The following is a 17,424-nucleotide window of genomic DNA, read 5'->3' on the forward strand; positions in this document are numbered from 1 at the left end:
CGGGGTTGGAGGCCGGGGTTGGGGGCCGAGGGCGGGGGGCCGAGGGCGGGGGGCCGAGGGCAGGGGATCGGGGGCCGAGGGCGGGGGGCCGGGGGCAGGGGGCCGGGGGCAGGGGATCGGGGGCAGGGGGCCGAGGGCAGGGGGCCGAGGGCCGGAGGTTGGGGGCCGGCGGTTCGCTCGATGCAGCGCCGGCCCCCGCCGCGCAGGTGGTTCAGCGGCGCCACTTCTGGTTCGCGCCGCCGGTGCAGTCCCAGATCTGCAGCCGGGTGCCGTCGGCCGAGCTGACCCCGGTGGCGTCCAGGCACCTGTTGGACTGCGGATTCACGATGTCGCCGGCGGAGGTGAAGGTCCACCGCTGGGCGCCGGTGCCGTTGCAGTCGTAGAGCTGCACCTTCGCGCCGTTGGCGGTCGACCCGCCGGCCACGTCCAGGCACTTGCCGAGGGCGCGCACCGAGCCGTCGCTGTTCCACGTCCACCGCTGGGCGGCGGTGCCGTTGCAGGTCCAGAGTTGCACGGCGGTGCCGTTGGCGGTGCTCGCCGAGGCGACGTCGACGCACTTGTTGCCGTACCCGCTGATGGGGCTGCCGGTGGTGGAGCCACCGCCGTTGTCCCACGCCTGGACCCGGACGTAGTCGATCGTCATGGTCTGCGGGAACGTGGTGCTGCCGTCGGGCGAGCCGGGCCAGTTGCCGCCGACCGCGACATTCATGATGATGAAGAACGGGTGGTCGAAGACCCACCGGTTGCCGCCCGCGTCGGCCGGGGTCTTGCGGGAGTACGCGACCCCGTCGAGATACCAGGTGATGGAGTCGGGCGCCCAGTCGACGGTGTAGGTGTGGAAGGCGTCGGCGAGGGCCTGGCCGTTCGGCAGTGAGGTGGAGCCGCCCAGGCCGTTGCCGCCGGAGTAGCCGGGGCCGTGCAGCGTGCCGTACACGGTGGACGGCTGGTTGCCGACGTTCTCCATGATGTCGATCTCGCCGCTGTTGGGCCACGGGTTGGTGGCGATGTCGTTGCCGAGCATCCAGAACGCCGGCCAGAGCCCCTGCCCGCGCGGGATCTTGATGCGCGCCTCGAACCGGCCGTACGCCTGGGCGAAGGTGCCGTTGGTGAGCAGCCGGGCCGAGGTGTACTGGCAGCTGCCGTACCAGCAGTTGTAGCCGTTCGGGTTCTCCTTGCGGGTGGTGATCACCAGGTTGCCGTTGCCGTCGAGCGCGGCGTTGCGGGTGCTGTTGGTGTAGTACTCCAGCTCGTTGTTGCCCCAACCGCCGCCGCCGATGTCGTAGCGCCACTTGCTCGCGTCGGGGGCGGCGCCGGCGGCGCCGTTGAAGTCGTCGGACCAGGTCACGGCCCCGGGTCCGGCGAGCGCCGGACTGCTGGTGGTGGCGGTGAGCGCGACCGTCAGGCCCAGGCTGGCCAGGGCCACGGCGGCGATGGTGCGGATGCTGCGCACGGATGCCTCCCTGCGGTTGTGGCGTCCCCGTCCGGCGGCGGGACGGCCAGCCGAACGGTAAACAAACCATAAAGATAGACTTCGATGAAGCTATGAACGAAGTCCGCGACTGTCAAGAGAGCGCTTCCACGGCGGCGGGAGCGGTCCCGAAACCGGCCGGTAATATTGACGCCGCGCGATGCCGTTCGGCAGGATCCGGTACCGGGACGAGGGCGGCACCGGGCCGACGGGGTACCGGGCGACCGGTCCCGTGGGGAGGCACCAGATGAGACTGCCCAGGTACGCCACGCTCGCCGGAGTCGGCGTGCTGGCGTTGGCCCTGCTCCCGGCCCCACCCGCGGCCGCGGCCGACGCCCAGAGCGTTACCGTCACCACCGGCCGGTCGGTGTACCCGGCGACCGAGGGCAGCCGGGCACCGGTGGACCTGGCGGTGTCCACCTCCGACGGACGCCCCCTCGACGCGGCCGTCACCGTGCGCTGGACGGCCGGGGGCGGCACCGCCACCGCCGGCGCCGACTTCACCGCCGGCTCCGGCGCGGTCACCTTCCCCGCCGGCAGCCCTTCCGGGACCACCCGCTCGCTCGCCGTCACCGTGCGCGCCGACGGGATCCCGGAAACCGCCGAGACCGTGCCGGTCACCCTCACCGCCGTCGGGGCCACCGTCGCGGCCCGGCCCACCGTGGTGGTCGACGCGCACGGCCTGCCGTACCTCGACCGCCGGCTGCCCGTGTCGCGGCGGGTCGCCGACCTGCTCGGCCGGATGACGCTGGCCGAGAAGGTCGGCCAGATGACCCAGGCCGAGCGGGCCGCCGTCGCCGACGATCCCACCGCGGTCGCGCGCTGGCAGCTCGGCTCGGTCCTCTCCGGGGGCGGCTCGACCCCGGCCACCAACACCCCCGCCGCCTGGGTCGAGATGATCAACGGGCTCCAGGCCCAGGCGCTCAGCACCCGGTTGCAGATCCCGCTGATCTACGGCATCGACGCGGTGCACGGCCACGGCAACGTCTACGGCGCGACGATCTTCCCGCACAACGTCGGCCTCGGCGCCACCCGCGACCCGGCGCTGGTCGAGCGGGTCGGGCAGGCCACCGCCGCCGAGGTACGCGCCACCGGCATCCCGTGGAACTTCGCGCCCTGTCTCTGCGTGTCCCGCGACGAGCGGTGGGGCCGCAGCTACGAGAGCTTCGGTGAGGACCCGGCCCTGGTGGTGTCGATGGAGAGCGTCATCGACGGCCTGCAGGGCCGCCGGTCCGGGCAGCTCGACGACGCCGACCGGGTGCTCGCCACCGCGAAGCACTTCGCCGGTGACGGCGACACCGTCTACGACGAGGCCACCGCCGCCGCCAACGAGGGCAAGCCGTGGTGGGAGCAGAAGTACCCGATCGACCAGGGCGTCACCGTGACCGACCGGGCCCGCTTCGCCCGGATCGACCTGGCCCCGTACGGGCCGGCGGTGCGCCGCCACGACGTGGGCAGCGTGATGCCCTCCTTCTCCAGCGTGGACTGGACCTCCGACGGGCTCGGCAACCCGGTCAAGATGCACGCCAACCCGGACCTGATCACCGGTGAGCTCAAGGGCCGGCTGGGCTTCGACGGCTTCGTCATCACCGACTGGGAGGGCATCCACCAGATCCCCGACCCGGCCGAGCCGACCAACACCGGGCTGACCGCCTACAAGGTACGGGTCGGAGTGAACGCCGGCAGCGACATGTTCATGGAGCCCAACACCGCCGAGCAGTTCGAGCAGCTGCTGCTGGCCGAGGTCGGCGCCGGGCGGGTGAGCACCGCGCGGATCGACGACGCGGTGCGCCGGATCCTCACCAAGAAGTTCGAGCTGGGTCTCTTCGAGCACCCGTACGCCTCGGCGGCCAACGTCGACCAGGTGGGTAGCGCGGCGCACCGGGCGCTCGGCCGGGAGGCCGTGGCCAAGTCGCAGGTGCTGCTGAAGAACAGCGGGCGGGCCCTGCCGCTGCGCCCCGACGCGTCGATCTACCTGGCCGGCCGTAACGCCGACGACCTGGGCAACCAGGCCGGCGGTTGGACGATCACCTGGCAGGGCGTCTCCGGCCCGGACGCGATCCCCGGCACCTCGATCCTGGCCGGCATCCGCCAGGTCGCGCCCCGGGCCCGGGTCACCTACAGCGCGGACGCCTCGGCGCCCACCGGCGACGCCCAGGTGGGCGTGGTGGTGGTCGGCGAGACCCCGTACGCGGAGGGCTACGGCGACGTCGGCGGCCCGGAGTGCGGCTGGTGCAGCGTGCCGCAGCAGGAGGAGAAGTCGCTGCGCCTGCAACCGGCCGACCGGGCGGTCGTCGACAAGGTCTGCGCCGCCCTGCCCACCTGTGTGGTGCTGGTCGTCTCCGGCCGGCCGCAGGTGCTCACCGATCAGCTCGCCGAGATCGACGCGCTGGTCGCCTCCTGGCTGCCGGGCAGCGAGGGCGCGGGCGTGGCCGACGTACTCTTCGGCCGCCGCCCGTTCACCGGCCGGCTGCCGGTGAGCTGGCCGCGCGCCGAGGAGCAGGTGCCGATCAACGTCGGTGACGCCGACTACCGGCCGCTGTACCCGTTCGGCTGGGGCCTGCGTACCGACCGGGGCCGGGACCGGCTCGCCGCGCTCGCCGCCGACCGGCCCCAGCTGGGCGCGGCGCTCGCGCCGGGCGCCTGGCTCGCGGACGGCTCGTTGCGGGACGCGCCGCGGGTCCTGGACCGTCTGGGCGGGCAGCTGCGCGCCGACCGCGGCAACGCCGCCCTGGTCGACGCGGTCCTCGCGGTGGCCCGCGACGCTGCCCAGGACGCGGTGGTCCGGGGCAGCGCGCCGGAGAACTGGGCCGCGCTGCTCGCCGACGCCGAACACGCCCAGCTCAGCGGCGACCCGCTGCGGGCGTTCACCCTGCTCGTCCGCGTCGCGCGCTGACCCCCGGCGGTCGGTCTCCCCGGTTCCCACCCTGACCGGGGAGACCGACCGGCGGCCCGGCCCGGCGGGCGGCGGGAAAACCGACCGGCGGCCCGGCCGGACCCGGCGGGCGGCGGGGAGACCGACCGATGGGCCGGCCGGGCCGGGCGGGTCGGCCTCAGCGGCCCGCGGGCGCCGGACTCCGTTCCGCGCTCTGCCCGGCCGGCGCGGGCCGGCGCAGGTTCCGCCACGGCCCGCCGAGCAGCGGGGTGAGCACGACCAGCAGGTACGCGGTGCCGATGGCGAGCAGCGGCGCGGTGGTGCCGAACCGTTCGGCGGCCACGCCGGCGCCGAACGCGCCCAGCGGCATGGCGGCCCAACAACCCGCGCCGATGACCCCGAAGACCCGGGCCCGCATCTGCGGGGGGACCCGTTCCAGTTCGACCGCGCCCATCAGCGGGTTGATCGCCCCGGCGGCGAAGCCGGCCAGCGCGAAGACGGCCAGCACCACCGGCAGCGGTGGGGCGGCGGCCAGCGCCCAGAACGGGGGCGCGCCGGCCACGGCGAACGCCGTGACGAAGGTGGCCCGCCGGGGCAGCCGGTGGCCCACGGCGCTGAACAGCAGGGAGCCGGCCAGGGCGCCGCCGCCCATCGCGCCGACCAGCAGGCCGAACGCGCCCGCCCCGCCCAGCTCCCGGGTGGCGACCACGGGCAGCAGCACGTTGCTCTTGGTCGCGTCGAAGAGGTTGGTGACCAGGATCAGCAACACCATGGCGCGCAGCAGCGGCTCGCGGAGCAGGAAGCGCAGCCCGGCGGCGAAGTCCCGCCAGTAGCCGCCCGACGTGGCCTCCGGTTCGGCGGCGGGCTGCAGGCTCCGTGGCACCAGGACCGCCACCAGCAGCGCGGACACCGCGAAGGTCGCCGCGTCCACGGCCAGCACCGGCAGCGCGCCGAGCAGGCCGACCAGCAGGCCGGCCACCGGTGCGCCGATCAGCCGCCCGCCGCGCTCGGTGGCCTCGAACCAGCCGATCGCCCGCTCGATCGGCACCCCGGCGGCGGTGGCCGCCTCGGGCAGCAGCGCGGTGCGGGCCGTCTGGCCCGGGGTGTCGAGCAGCCCGCTGACGAAGACCAGGCCGAGCAGCGCCGGGAACGGCAGGCCGACCGTGGCGTGCAGCAGCGGTACGGCGGCGACCGTGACGCCGGAGACCACATCGGCGAGCAGGCTGGCCCGGCGGTAGCCGATCCGGTCTACGAGCACGCCGCCGAAGGCGCCGCCGAGCACGACCGGGGCGGTGGCGAAGGCGCCGGTGAGCCCGGTGGCGGCGGCGGAGCCCGTCTCGGCCAGCACGTAGAGCGGCAGCGCGATCAGGGTCAGCATGTTGCCGGTCAGCGAGACGACGTGTGCGCCCAGCAGCCCGACCAGCGGCGCGCGGCGCCGCGTTGCCGGCGTCACCGGAGGTCCCGGAACGCGTGGTAGATCAGGGCGACGGTGCGGGCGTCGGCACGGTTCGCCTCGCTGCGGGCCTGCCACCGGGCGGCCAGCGCCTCTAGATCCGCCCGCAGCTCGACCAGTTCGTCGCTGGTGAGGTGCAGCGCGTAGTCGCTGTTGGTGGTGCCGCGTACCCACTCGGGGTCGAGGGTCGCCTCGCCGTCGAGGTAGCTGCGCAGCCGCTCGACGTAGCGGTCCAGGACGGCGCGGCGCAGCAGGTCGGAGGCGGCCTTGCGCTCCGGGTCGGCGAGCATCTCCACCAGTTCCAGGTTGGTGCGGGCGTGCGCCGCCCGCCACCAGCGTTCCCGACGGTTCCGGGCCAGCTCGGGCGCCTCGCGCACGAAGCCGTGCTCGGCCAGCTTGCCCAGGTGGTAGCTCACCGATCCGACCGCCTCGTCAACGGTCTCGCTGAGCATGCCGACCGTCTGCGGGCCGCGCATGCGCAGCTCGCCGAGGAGGCGTAGCCGGGTGGGGTGGGCGAGCGCCCGCATGGCGCGGGGATCGCTGAGATGCAGGGTGTCCTGGTCTTCGGTCACGACCTCAGACTAAACCCACAAGAAAGGATGTACAAGATGTCTTGTGAATGGCTGGGCGGCCGGCGGCCGTCGCCGGGAACGGCGTGGGCCCCGCCGCGACACGCGGCGGGGCCCACGGGTGGGGGAGGGGCGGTCAGCTGTTGAGGTGGGCCAGCAGGGCGGTGGCCATCCCCTGCTCACCGCGGGCGTTCGGGTGGAACGGGGCGGCCGAGTTCTCCGGGACCAGGCCCTCCACCCAGCGGGTGCCGCTGCTCTTGCAGGCGTCGCGGCCGATCGACGGGGTGTAGACGTCGGCGTAGCTGGCGCCGTTCGCGGCGGCGGTGTTGGCCAGCATGGCGTTCAGCGCCTTCGCGACGCCGCGCAGGTAGGGCACGTCCTGGTAGGCGATCGGGACGACCGGCCAGCAGCCGTAACCGCTGTCCGGCACGATCGCCGGGTAGCCGAGCACGACGACCCGTGCGCCGGGCGCGGCCGTACGGACCGCCCGCAGCACGGTGGCCACCTTCGGCGCGGCGGCGTCGATCCTGGCCCGCAGCTGGTCGGTGCCGCCGGCGGTGAACTTGTTCTTGCACGGCGAGCCGAGCGGGCTGTCCAGGCTGGCCCGCGCGCAGTCGCTGATGATGCCGGAGAAGCCGATGTCGTTGCCGCCGATCTGCACGGTCACCAGCGCGGTGCTCGAGGTCACCGCGTTCAGCTGGGGCGGCAGCGAGATGCCCAGCTGGCCGCTGCCGCCGTTGAGGATGTCGTTGGTGGTGGCCCCGGAGCAGCTGACGTCGGCGAAGGACGCCGAGCCGGCCGACGCGGCGACCAGGGACGGGTAGTTGCGGTTCGACCGGAGGCAGTTGAGGTCGACCTGGGTGGGCACGAGCGGGCCGGCGGTGTACGAGTCGCCCAGCGCGACGTAGCGCCCGGCGGGTACGGCGGCGCTGGCGGGTGCGACGGAGGCGAGCAGCACGCCGGCGACGACCGCGGCGAGCGCGGCCAGCCGGGCGGCCGCCCGGGGGAGGCGGGGACGGTTCATGGTGGCTCCAGGCGGTGGGGGATCACGGGTGCGCTGATTCTGTCCGCGCCAACGGCAATGGTCAATATTCACGAATATCTTTCATTGGCGGTCGGACGGCGAGGCTGGCCAGTTGGCCATAAGCCTGACTAAAGTCAGGCTTATGGACGTTGCTCTGGTCGCCGCCGTGCGTCGGTTCAACCGGACGGTCACCCAGCGGGTCGGCGCGCTCGACGAGCGGTACCTGACCCGGGACCGACCACTGGCCCAGGCCCGCCTGCTCTGGGAGATCGGACCCGCCGGCGCCGAGGTCGCCGCGCTGCGGACCCGGCTCGGGCTCGACTCGGGACACCTCAGCCGGCTGCTGCGGGCGCTGGAGAGCGACGGCCTGGTGCGGGTGGCCCCGGCCGGGCCGGGCAGCGGCGACGGACGGGTCCGGACGGCCACGCTCACCGAGGCCGGGCAGGCCGAGTGGGCCGAACTGGACCGCCGCTCCGACGCGTTCGCCCGGTCCGTCCTGGAGTCGCTCAGCGACCGGCGACGGGAGCGTCTCGTCGCCGCGATGGCTGAGGTGGAGCGGTTGTTGGTCGGCGCGCTGGTGGTCATCGAGCCCTGCCCGCCCACGGACCCGCGCGCCCGCGCCGCGGTGCGGGCGTACGCGCGCGAGGTGGCGCGGCGGTTCGACGACGGTTTCGACCCGGCGCTGAGCAACCAGGTCCGGGACGAGGACCTGGTCCCGCCCGCCGGCGTGTTCCTGCTCGCCACCCTCGACGGCGAGCCGGTCGGCTGCGGCGCGCTCAAGCTGCATGCCCACGAGCCCGCGGAGATCAAGCGGGTCTGGGTGGCCGACGACGTGCGGGGACTGGGGCTCGGCCGGCGGCTGCTGGACCGGCTGGAACAGTACGCCGACGAACGCGGCTGGCGGGCCGTGCGGCTGGACACCAACCGGAACCTCACCGAGGCGCTGGCCCTGTACCGGGCGGCCGGCTACCAGGAGATCGAGCCGTACAACGAGGAACGGTACGCGCACCACTGGTTCGAGAAGCGCCTCACCCGGTGACGGGAGCGAGGCCGGACCGCCCGACCCGGGAGGCGATTCAGCGGGCGGGCGTCCGCCCCTTGAGCCGGCGGCCCAACTCCCGGGCGATCTCCCGGTTGGCGTCCCGCTCGGCGAGGGTCTGCCGCTTGTCGTACGACCGCTTGCCCCTGGCCAGGCCCAGCTCGACCTTGGCCCAGCCGTTGGCGAAGTACATCGACAGCGGCACCAGGGTGATTCCGCCGTCGCGCAGCTTCTCCAGGATCCGGGCGATCTCCACCCGGTGCAGCAGCAGCTTGCGGGTCCGCCGGGGCGCGTGGTTGGTCCAGGTGCCGTAGCCGTACTCGGCGATGTGCAGGCCGTACAGCATGATCTCGCCGTCGCGCTCCTGGGCGAACGCGTCGACCAGCGACACCCGTCCCTCGCGCAGCGACTTCACCTCGGTGCCGACCAGGACGATCCCCGCCTCGTAGGTCTTGAGGATCGTGTAGTCATGCCGCGCCTTCTTGTTGCTGGCGATGACCTTGCGCCCGTTCTCCCTGGCCACGCCCTGCCTCCTCGTCCGCCGCGCCGGAGGCAGGATATCCGGTGCCGGCCCCGGCCCACCCGGTGGTGATCAGCAGAAGGGCGGCCGCGTAACTGGCCATCACCAGCAGGTCGCGGCCCGGAAAGTCGACGCCCGCCGCGCCGAGCCCGATGAGCAGGTCGGAGCCGAGGAAGAGCGCACCGCCCAGCCCGGTCCCCCGGGACACCCCGGTCGCGGCCGCCGCCATCGCCGACAGCGCCAGGCTGTAGCCGAGCACCGGCAGCCGCAGCGGCCCCAGCGCGCCCCAGAGCAGCGCGTTCGCCGCCGCCCAGGCGAGCAGGTAGCCGGCCACCGCGGCCACCGGCGGGCGGCGGTGGCGCAGGAACGCGGTGAGGAAGCCGAGCTGGGTGACCAGGAAGCAGCCCATGCCGACCAGGAACGCGGTGCGGCCCGGCACCAGCAGCGCCACGTCACCGGCGGTGGCCGCGACCAGGCCCACCGCCACCCCGTCCACCCGCCGCCGCACCGACCAGAGGTACGCCAGCAGCAGCGGCGCCAGCAGCGGTTTGGCCAGCCACTGGAGGAGTGTGGAGTCGACCGCGACGCCGACCAGTTCCACCAGGGCGACGACGCCGAACAGGCGCAGCCAGTAGCGGCTCACCGGGAGGGCTGCCAGCCGGGCCGGCCGAACACGTAGCCGACCCGCTCCCGCCAGGACCGGGCGGACCGGGCGTCGGCCCAGATCGCGGCGAACTCGTGGGTGGCCACCCGCAGCGGGTTGTAGGTGGCGATGTTCTTGGTCAGGCCGTACCGGGCGGGCGCCCGCTCGGGGGCGAAGCTGCCGAAGAGCCGGTCCCAGACGATGAGGATGCCGCCGTAGTTGCGGTCCAGGTATTCGGCGTTGGAGGCGTGGTGCACCCGGTGGTGCGACGGGGTGTTGAAGATCAGCTCGATCGGCCGCGGCAGCACGGTGACCCGCTCGGTGTGCAGGAAGAACTGGTAGAGCAGGCTGATCGACTGCTGCAGGAAGATCATCCAGGGTGGAATGCCGAGCAGGGCCAGGGGCAGCCAGAACGGCAGCGAGGTCATCGGCGTCCAGCTCTGCCGCAGCGCCGTGGAGAAGTTGTAGTAGATGCTGGAGTGGTGCACCACGTGGCTGGCCCAGAGCACCCGCACCTCGTGGTGCAGCCGGTGGAACCAGTAGTAGGCCAGGTCGTCGGCGAAGAAGAGCAGCACCCAGACCCACCAGTCACCGGGCGAGAGCTGGATCGGCGCGACCACCCACAATGCCGCGTACAGCCCGACGGTGGCCAGCTTCCAGGGGAAGCCGATGAGCTGGCTGCCCAGTCCCATGGAGAGGCTGGTGGCGGTGTCGCGTACCTCGTAGCCGCGTTCGGAGTCGTCCGGCAGGAACCGGTAGGAGACCACCTCGAGGACGATGAACAGCAGGAACGCCGGGATGGCGTAGAGCACGGCGGGGATCATGCTCGGGCCTCCTCCTGGGGAGCGGGGGTGGGGGTGGTGACCGGGGCGGTCAGCAGCGCCCGGGCGTACCGGGTGGCGGCCGTGCCCTGGCCGGCCGCGATGGCGGCGGCGAGCCGGCGGTGGCCGGCGACGTCGAGCAGTTCGGCGGCGCGCGCGTCCGGCGGGACGTCGCCGACGGCGAGGGTGCCGGCGATCAGGCTGTTGAACGCCAGCAGGTAGGCGGTGTTGCCGCTGCCGCGCACCACCAGCCGCCAGATGTCGATGTTGGCCTGGTTCATCCGGTCCAGGTCGGGGGCGAGCGAGCCGTACTCCTCGGCGGCGTCGACCAGGGCGGCCGTGACGGCCGCGTCGCCGCGCTCCGCGCAGAGCCGGGCCGCGTCGATCCCGACGCAGGCCCGCATCTCCAGCATGTCGCGGACCAGCGTCTCCACCGGGAGTACGTCGCCGGAGCGGGCCAGCGACAGGGCCAGGTCCAGCCCGGCGTGGACCCGCCAGTCCAGCACCCGGGTCGCCCCGCCCTGGCTGACCCGGACCAGGCCGAGCTGCTGCAGCCGGCGCAGCGCCTCCCGGACGGCGTGCCGGTTGACCTCGAACGCGACGGCCAGCTCGCGCTCGCCGGGCAGCGTCTCCTCCGGCCGGTAGCGGCCGCTGACGATGGCGTCGCGGAGCTGGCCGAAGACGTGGTCGGAGACCGAGGCGCGGGGCGCGGGAACGAAGGCCATGGCCAGCAGTGTGGTCCCCGACACATCAACCCGTCAACTGGTTGGACCAGTCGGATTTTCCGAGGTGGCAGTGACGTTGGACAATGCCCCGGTGAGCGACATCGCCCTCTACCACCCGTACGTGCAGTTCCAGGACGAGGCCTGGCTGAAGGGCGCCGTCCTCTACTGGCCGAAGATCGCCCGGCTGCTGCCGGACAGCCTGCCGGCGCCGCCCGACTCGGCCACCGTCCTCGAACTGCGGGCGGCGCTCGACTGCATCGTCGACGTGCCGATCTGGCCGGGGGACCGACACGGCTCGCTGGCGCAGGTCGACGAGCTGTTCTACGGCTTCCTCGACCGGCACCTGGCCGAGCTGCGTCCCCGGTACGGCATCCAGCCGCTCGGCATCGACCCGATCCTCGACGACCGGCCCGGCCGGGGCGGACTCGTGCCCCGCGATCCGCGCCTCGTCGCCGTGCATCCGGACAAGATGTCCTGGCAGTTGGCGGACCGGCTGGCCGACGAGGGCCTGCTGTGCCGGCTCGATCTGCTGCGCCCGGGCGGCCGCCGGGTGGGCAGCGGCGAGCTGGCGCTGCACCGCGACCTCGGCACGCTCTACCTCGCGGTGCTCGCCGACACGGTGGCCCGGACGAACGGGATGGCGACCGTCACCGACCGGCCGGTGACCCTGGCGACCAGCGGCGGCTGGACCATCGAGTCGATGGCCGCCGCCCTGCTGGCGGATGCCGTGCCGGCCCCGCCCGCTCACCCCGAACCCGCCCAGGCGTTCGCGGTCCTCGCGCTCTCCGTCGCGGTGCCCGGCGGGCTGGCCGACGTCCCGGTCCGGCGGATCGTCGAGGCCCGGCGGCACCTGCACCCGGAGCTGCTCGCCTACCGCGCCTACCTGGACTCGCTGGCGCCCGTCCTGGCCGACCTGGCCACGGTGCCGGATCCGGCGGTCCGGGCCGCCCACCTCGAGACGATGGTCGAACGCGAGATCGCCGACCGGCTCCACGCCACCCGCAGGCAGCTGACCAGGCTCGGCTTCGAGCCGGCCCGGGCGCTGCTCACCACCCAGACGCTGGTCCCGCCCGCGGCGCTCGCCCTGCTCGGCGGCGCGCTGGAGCTGCCGCCGGTGATGACCGGCTCGGGGGCGGTGGCAGTCGGGGTCCTCGGCGCCACCGCGGGGATGCTGGGCGGCCGCGACCAGGTCCGCCGGAACCACCCGACCGGCTACCTGCTGGGGCTGCGCCGGGAACTCGGCGCGGGCGACGCCGTCGCGGCCGTCCGGGCGGCCTACCGCCGGGCGACCGGACAGCGGTAGCCGATCGGACCGGGCGGTCGGTGCCGCCACGGTCACGCCTCGTATCCTTCATGCCGGAAGCCCGCGAAGTGGAAGGAGCCGGTGTGAGCGACCGCGTCGAGACGTTGGAGTTCCAGGCCGAGGCCCGTCAGCTGCTCCAGCTGATGGTGCACTCGATCTACTCGAACAAGGACGTCTTCCTGCGCGAACTGATCTCGAACGCCTCCGACGCGCTGGACAAGCTGCGCCTGGAGTCGCTGGTGGACAAGGACCTCCAGGTCGACACCGCCGACCTGCACATCGAGATCGAGGTCGACAAGGAGGCCCGCACGCTCACCGTGCGGGACAACGGCATCGGCATGTCCCGCGACGAGGTGGTGGGCCTGATCGGCACGATCGCCAAGTCCGGCACCGCGGAACTGCTGGCCCGGCTGCGCGAGGTCAAGGACGCCGCGGCCTCCCAGGAGCTGATCGGCCAGTTCGGCGTCGGCTTCTACGCGACGTTCATGGTCGCCGACCGGGTCACCCTGCTCACCCGGCGGGCCGGGCAGGCCGGTGGCACCCGGTGGGAGTCCACCGGCGAGGGCACCTACTCGGTCGAGGCGGTCGACGACGCGCCGCAGGGCACCTCGGTCACCCTGCACCTCAAGCCCGTCGACACCGAGGACAACCTGCACGACTACACCGCCGAGTGGACCATCCGGGAGATCGTCAAGCGCTACTCGGACTTCATCGCCTGGCCGATCCGGATGACCGTCGATAAGCCGGGCGAGGACGGCGCGACCAGCCGCGAGGAGCAGACGCTCAACTCGATGAAGGCGCTCTGGGCCCGCTCCCGGGACGAGGTCGACGAGGCCGAGTACAAGGAGTTCTACCGGCACGTCGCGCACGACTGGGCGGACCCGCTCGAGACCATCCACATGCGCGGCGAGGGCACCTTCGAGTACGAGGCGTTGCTCTTCCTGCCCTCGCACGCCCCGCTCGACCTGTTCGCCCCGCAGGGCCGCCGCGGCGTGCAGCTCTACGTCAAGCGCGTGTTCATCATGGACGACTGCGACGCGCTGATGCCCAACTACCTGCGCTTCGTCAAGGGCGTGGTGGACGCGCACGACCTGTCGCTGAACATCTCCCGCGAGATCCTCCAGCAGGACCGGCAGATCCGCGCGGTGCGCCGCCGGCTGGTCAAGAAGGTGCTCGCCACCCTCAAGGAGCTGCCCGCCGAGTCGTACCGCACCTTCTGGTCGGAGTTCGGCGCGGCGGTCAAGGAGGGTCTGCTGGAGGACCCGGACAACACCGAGGCGCTGCTGGAACTGGTGCGCGCCGCCAGCACCAACGACCCGGCCGAGCTGACCACGCTGCGCGACTACGTCGGGCGGATGAAGGACGGCCAGACCGAGATCTACTACGCCACCGGCGAGAACCGGGCCACCATCGAGAACTCCCCGCACCTGGAGGCGTTCCGCGCCAAGGGCTACGAGGTGTTGATCCTCACCGACCCGGTCGACGAGGTCTGGGTCGAGCGGGTCGGCGCGTACGACGGGAAGACCCTGCGTTCGGTCGCCAAGGGTCAGGTCGACCTTGAGACCGACGAGGAGAAGGAGAAGGCCGAGGCCGAGCGGCAGGAGTACGCCGACCTGCTCGGCTGGATGAGCGGCGCGCTGGCCGACAGCGTCAAGGAGGTCCGGCTCTCCACCCGGCTCACCACCTCGCCGGCCTGCGTGGTCGGCGACGCCAACGACATGACGCCGACGCTGGAGAAGATGTACCGGGCGATGGGGCAGGAGGTGCCCCGGGTCAAGCGGATCCTGGAGCTCAACCCGACCCACCCGCTGGTGACCGGGCTGCGCAAGGCACACGAGCAGGGCACCGACAGCACCGCGCTGACCGAGACCGCCGAGCTGCTGTACGGCATGGCGCTGCTCGCCGAGGGCGGGGAGCTGGCCGACCCGGCCCGGTTCACCCGGATCCTCGCCGACCGGCTCGCCCGCAGCCTGTAGGGCGCAGGGTCGCGGTGACCGGAGCCGGCCCGGCGGTTGCCGGGCCGGCTCGGTCGCCGGGTCAGGCGCCGCGCCGGGGCAGCCACTGGACGAGGACCGCCACCGCGACGCTCAGCACCACCAGCACCCCGAGGCTCAGCGCGAACGCATGCGGAAAGGGGCCGGTGTCGAGCGCGTGATAGAACACGCTGCCGATCAGGGCCACGCCGACCGCGTTGCCGGCCTGCTGCGCCGTGGACAGCACCCCGGAGGCGGCCGCCGCGTGCCGGGCCGCCACACCGGCCAGCACGATCGAGGGCAGCGGTGCCACCACGAAGCCCATCCCCGCACCGGCCACCGTGAGGCCCGGCACCAGCCAGCCGGTCGGTTCCTGCGCGGCGAGCGCGATCAGGCCGTACCCGCCGGCGACCACCAGCGCGCCGACGGCGAGGGTCTGGCGGCCCAGCCGGGCGGCGATCCGCCCGGACAGCACCGACGTGACCAGGTACCCGAGGCCGAGCGGCACGAAGAGCAGCCCGGACGCGAGCGCCGACAGGCCGCGCCCGTCCTGCAGGTACACCGCCAGCACGAGGAAGAACGACGCCATGGTGAGTTGGAAGGCGAGACTGACCAGGACACCCACGGTGTACGAACGGGCGGCGAACAGGTGCGGGTGCACCAGCGGCGCGCCGCCTCGCCCCGCCAGCCGGCGTTGATGCCAGGTGAACGCGGCAAGCGGGGGCAGCGCCGCCAGACACCAGCCGACCGGCTCGGCGGCCACCAGCGGGTACACGATGGCGATCAGGCCGATCGTGACCAGCACGGTGCCGACCAGATCCAGGCCGGCGCCGGTCACCAACCGTGACTCGGGCACCAGGCGCCGGCTGACCGCCATCGCCGCCAGGCCGACCGGCACGTTGATCAGGAAGATGCTGCGCCAGCCGAGGCCGGCGAGGTCCGCGCGGATCAGCAGGCCGCCGACGAGCTGCCCGAAGACCGCACCCAGTCCGACCGCCACGCCATAGGCGCTGAACGCCCGGACCCGTCGGGCACCGGTGTAGACGGTGTTGATGATGGCCAGCACCTGCGGCATCAGCAGCGCGGCGGCGGCGCCCTGCAGGACCCGGCCGCCGACCAGCACGGCGGCGCTGGGCGCCAGCCCGCACGCCGCCGAGGCGAGCGTGAACAGGCCGAGGCCCGACGCGTACAGCCGGCGCCGGCCGTACAGGTCGCCCAGCCGGCCACCGGTGATCAGGCCCGCCGCCAGCGCCAGCCCGAAACCGGCGACCACCCACTGCACGGCCGACGGCCCGGCCCGCAGGTCCACCTGGATGGACGGGATCGCCACGTTGACGATGAAGAAGTCCAGCAGCGTGACGAACGTGCCGGTCAGCAGGACCAGCAGGGCGCCCCAGCCGGTCTCGGCCCGCGACGGCGTGACGGCCGGCGCGGTGACGGTGCTCATGGCTCGTGCCTCCAGGGCGCTCAGGCGGGGATCTTGTCGAGGAAGCCGTGGACCGCGGCGATCCGCCCGTCGCCGGTGAGCACCGCGACGTCGAAGCCGACCACCAGCGGCTCGGCGCCGGGCACGCCGAGCGTCCAGGTGAACCGGGCGATGTCGTGGTGCGCGTCCACCGGGCCGAGGTGGAACCGCAGCCCCGGGAACTGCCCCTGCACGGCGGCGATCGTGGCGTCGATCGCGTCGCGGCCCTCGGCGACCGCCAGCGGGTCGGTGTACCGGCCCTGCTCGGCCCAGACCTCGTCGATCAGCGCCCGCCGCGCGGCCGGGTCCGTCTCGTTCCAGCACTCGAGGTACCGGTCGATCACCTTCATGGCGTTCCTCCATCTCGTTGGCGATGGGAGAACGCTATGCAGCGGGGCCGGCCGCGGAATCCGTCACGCATCAGTACATCTGTCGGCGGACGTCGGTAACGTCTCGGCCATGCTGTACGGGCGGGACGCGGAGCTGGCGGCGGTCGGCGCGCTGCTGGACACCGTGCGCTCCGGCGGCAGCGGCGCCCTGGTGCTGCGCGGTGAGCCGGGCATCGGCAAGACCGCGCTGCTTGAGAGCGCCGACACCGCCGGGCTGCGGGTGCTGCGCGGCACCGGCGTGGAATCGGAGGCCGAGCTGCCCTTCGCGGGCCTGCACCTGCTGCTGCATCCGGTGCTCGATCGCCTCGACGCGGTGCCGGCGGTGCAGGCCGAGGCGTTGCGGGGCGCGCTGGGGCTGGCCGCGGCCGGCGGCGCGGACCGGTTCCTGGTCGGCCTCGCGGTGCTGTCACTCCTCTCCGAGCTGGCCGACGACGGCCCGGTGCTGGCCGTCGTGGACGACGCCCAGTGGCTGGACCGGGCCTCCGCCGACGCCCTGCTGTTCGCGGCGCGGCGGCTCGGTGCCGAGCCGGTCGGCCTGCTCTTCGCCGCCCGCCCGGACGGCTTTCCGGCGCCCGGCGTGCCGGAGCTTCCGCTGCGCGGGCTGGACCCGTCCGCCGCGGCGGCGCTGCTGGCCGAGCGGGCCGCCGACCTGGACGTCGGCACCCGGCTCCGGGTGCTGGCCGAGGCGGTCGGCAACCCGCTGGCGCTGATCGAGTTGCCGACGGCGGCCGGGCCGGCCGGCGAAGCGCTGCCCGACCGGCTGCGCGAGGCGTTCCACACCCGGGTGCGGAGGCTGCCGGAGAGCGTCCGCACCGTGCTGGAGGTGCTCGCCGCCGACGACACCGGCGACCTCGGTGTGCTGCTGCACGCCGCCGGCAAGCTGGGCGCCGGCAGCGCCGACCTGGACGCCGCGGTCCGGGCCGGACTGCTGACCGCGCACGACACGGTGTCGTTCCGCCACCCCCTGGTCCGGGCCGGCGTGTGGCACGGCACGCCGCCCGGCCGGCGCCTCGCCGTGCACGACGCGCTGGCCGCCGCCCTGGACCGGCCGGGTGACGCCGACCGGCGCGCCTGGCACCTGGCGTCGGCGACCACCGGGGCCGACGAGGGGGTCGCCGCGGTGCGTTCCAGCTCGGCGGCGACCCCCTCGTCGGCCC

15 protein-coding genes are annotated in these 17,424 nt (G+C 73.7%); 5 read left to right on the plus strand and 10 right to left on the minus strand.

The features are described from left to right. Nucleotides 1-211 precede the first annotated feature (211 nt). Complete coding sequence (locus LQ51_RS20485; protein ID WP_046568116.1) at nucleotides 212-1,450, minus strand: glycoside hydrolase family 16 protein; 1,239 nt, start codon at nucleotides 1,448-1,450, stop codon at nucleotides 212-214. Nucleotides 1,451-1,715: 265 nt separating this feature from the next. Between LQ51_RS20485 and LQ51_RS20490 the strand changes: the two genes are divergently transcribed. After that, nucleotides 1,716-4,364, plus strand: coding sequence for a glycoside hydrolase family 3 protein (locus LQ51_RS20490; RefSeq protein ID WP_082159554.1), 2,649 nt, complete (start codon nucleotides 1,716-1,718; stop codon nucleotides 4,362-4,364). 157 nt (nucleotides 4,365-4,521) lie between these two features. On the opposite strand, the gene LQ51_RS20495 is transcribed toward LQ51_RS20490, so the two are convergent. The 3 genes from LQ51_RS20495 to LQ51_RS20505 form a co-directional block, all read right to left on the minus strand. Beyond that, a complete protein-coding gene (locus LQ51_RS20495; protein ID WP_046568117.1) occupies nucleotides 4,522-5,796 on the minus strand; it encodes an MFS transporter in 1,275 nt (424 codons plus the stop codon). After that, complete coding sequence (locus LQ51_RS20500; protein ID WP_231605811.1) at nucleotides 5,793-6,368, minus strand: winged helix-turn-helix domain-containing protein; 576 nt, start codon at nucleotides 6,366-6,368, stop codon at nucleotides 5,793-5,795. Before LQ51_RS20500 ends, LQ51_RS20495 begins: the two co-directional genes overlap by 4 nt. A gap of 133 nt (nucleotides 6,369-6,501) precedes the next feature. Further along, the gene (locus LQ51_RS20505) at nucleotides 6,502-7,389 is read right to left on the minus strand and encodes an SGNH/GDSL hydrolase family protein (RefSeq protein ID WP_046568118.1); all 888 of its coding nucleotides are present in this window, start codon (nucleotides 7,387-7,389) and stop codon (nucleotides 6,502-6,504) included. Nucleotides 7,390-7,531: 142 nt separating this feature from the next. Here LQ51_RS20505 and LQ51_RS20510 point away from each other — a divergent pair, with 142 nt between their 5' ends. Beyond that, entirely contained in the window at nucleotides 7,532-8,428 is an 897-nt protein-coding gene (locus LQ51_RS20510; RefSeq protein WP_046568120.1) for a GNAT family N-acetyltransferase, read from the plus strand. Between the two features lie 37 nt (nucleotides 8,429-8,465). Here the strand turns inward: LQ51_RS20510 and smpB are convergent, their stop codons facing one another. The 4 genes from smpB to LQ51_RS20530 are packed head-to-tail and all read right to left on the minus strand — an operon-like array spanning nucleotide 8,466 to nucleotide 11,137. Then, nucleotides 8,466-8,951 (minus strand): SsrA-binding protein SmpB, encoded by a 486-nt coding sequence (gene smpB, locus LQ51_RS20515; protein WP_046568122.1) that lies wholly within the window; start codon nucleotides 8,949-8,951, stop codon nucleotides 8,466-8,468. Further along, nucleotides 8,896-9,591 (minus strand): lysoplasmalogenase family protein, encoded by a 696-nt coding sequence (locus LQ51_RS20520; protein WP_156313179.1) that lies wholly within the window; start codon nucleotides 9,589-9,591, stop codon nucleotides 8,896-8,898. The genes smpB and LQ51_RS20520 overlap by 56 nt, the downstream gene beginning before the upstream one ends. Beyond that, complete coding sequence (locus tag LQ51_RS20525) at nucleotides 9,588-10,415, minus strand: sterol desaturase family protein (protein ID WP_046568124.1); 828 nt, start codon at nucleotides 10,413-10,415, stop codon at nucleotides 9,588-9,590. Before LQ51_RS20525 ends, LQ51_RS20520 begins: the two co-directional genes overlap by 4 nt. Further along, on the minus strand, nucleotides 10,412-11,137 hold the full coding sequence (locus LQ51_RS20530; RefSeq protein WP_046568136.1) for a FadR/GntR family transcriptional regulator: 726 nt from the start codon (nucleotides 11,135-11,137) through the stop codon (nucleotides 10,412-10,414). Before LQ51_RS20530 ends, LQ51_RS20525 begins: the two co-directional genes overlap by 4 nt. A gap of 91 nt (nucleotides 11,138-11,228) precedes the next feature. On the opposite strand from LQ51_RS20530, the gene LQ51_RS32890 reads away from it, so the two are divergent. After that, nucleotides 11,229-12,440 (plus strand): DUF6236 family protein, encoded by a 1,212-nt coding sequence (locus tag LQ51_RS32890; protein ID WP_046568125.1) that lies wholly within the window; start codon nucleotides 11,229-11,231, stop codon nucleotides 12,438-12,440. 50 nt (nucleotides 12,441-12,490) lie between these two features. Next, nucleotides 12,491-14,416: a molecular chaperone HtpG gene (gene htpG / locus LQ51_RS20540; RefSeq protein WP_046568126.1), complete on the plus strand. Its 1,926-nt coding sequence runs from the start codon at nucleotides 12,491-12,493 to the stop codon at nucleotides 14,414-14,416. A 61-nt stretch (nucleotides 14,417-14,477) separates the two neighbouring features. Here htpG and LQ51_RS20545 read toward each other — a convergent pair whose 3' ends face one another. Both LQ51_RS20545 and LQ51_RS20550 read right to left on the minus strand, forming a co-directional pair. Continuing rightward, complete coding sequence (locus LQ51_RS20545; RefSeq protein WP_046568127.1) at nucleotides 14,478-15,860, minus strand: MFS transporter; 1,383 nt, start codon at nucleotides 15,858-15,860, stop codon at nucleotides 14,478-14,480. 20 nt (nucleotides 15,861-15,880) lie between these two features. Next, the gene (locus tag LQ51_RS20550) at nucleotides 15,881-16,228 is read right to left on the minus strand and encodes a nuclear transport factor 2 family protein (RefSeq protein ID WP_046568128.1); all 348 of its coding nucleotides are present in this window, start codon (nucleotides 16,226-16,228) and stop codon (nucleotides 15,881-15,883) included. Nucleotides 16,229-16,337: 109 nt separating this feature from the next. Here LQ51_RS20550 and LQ51_RS20555 point away from each other — a divergent pair. After that, nucleotides 16,338-17,424, plus strand: a 1,087-nt coding sequence (locus LQ51_RS20555) for an AAA family ATPase (protein WP_046568130.1), incomplete at its 3' end; no start/stop codon positions are given.

It is taken from the genome of Micromonospora sp. HK10 (assembly GCF_000982955.1).
GTDB lineage: Bacteria > Actinomycetota > Actinomycetes > Mycobacteriales > Micromonosporaceae > Micromonospora.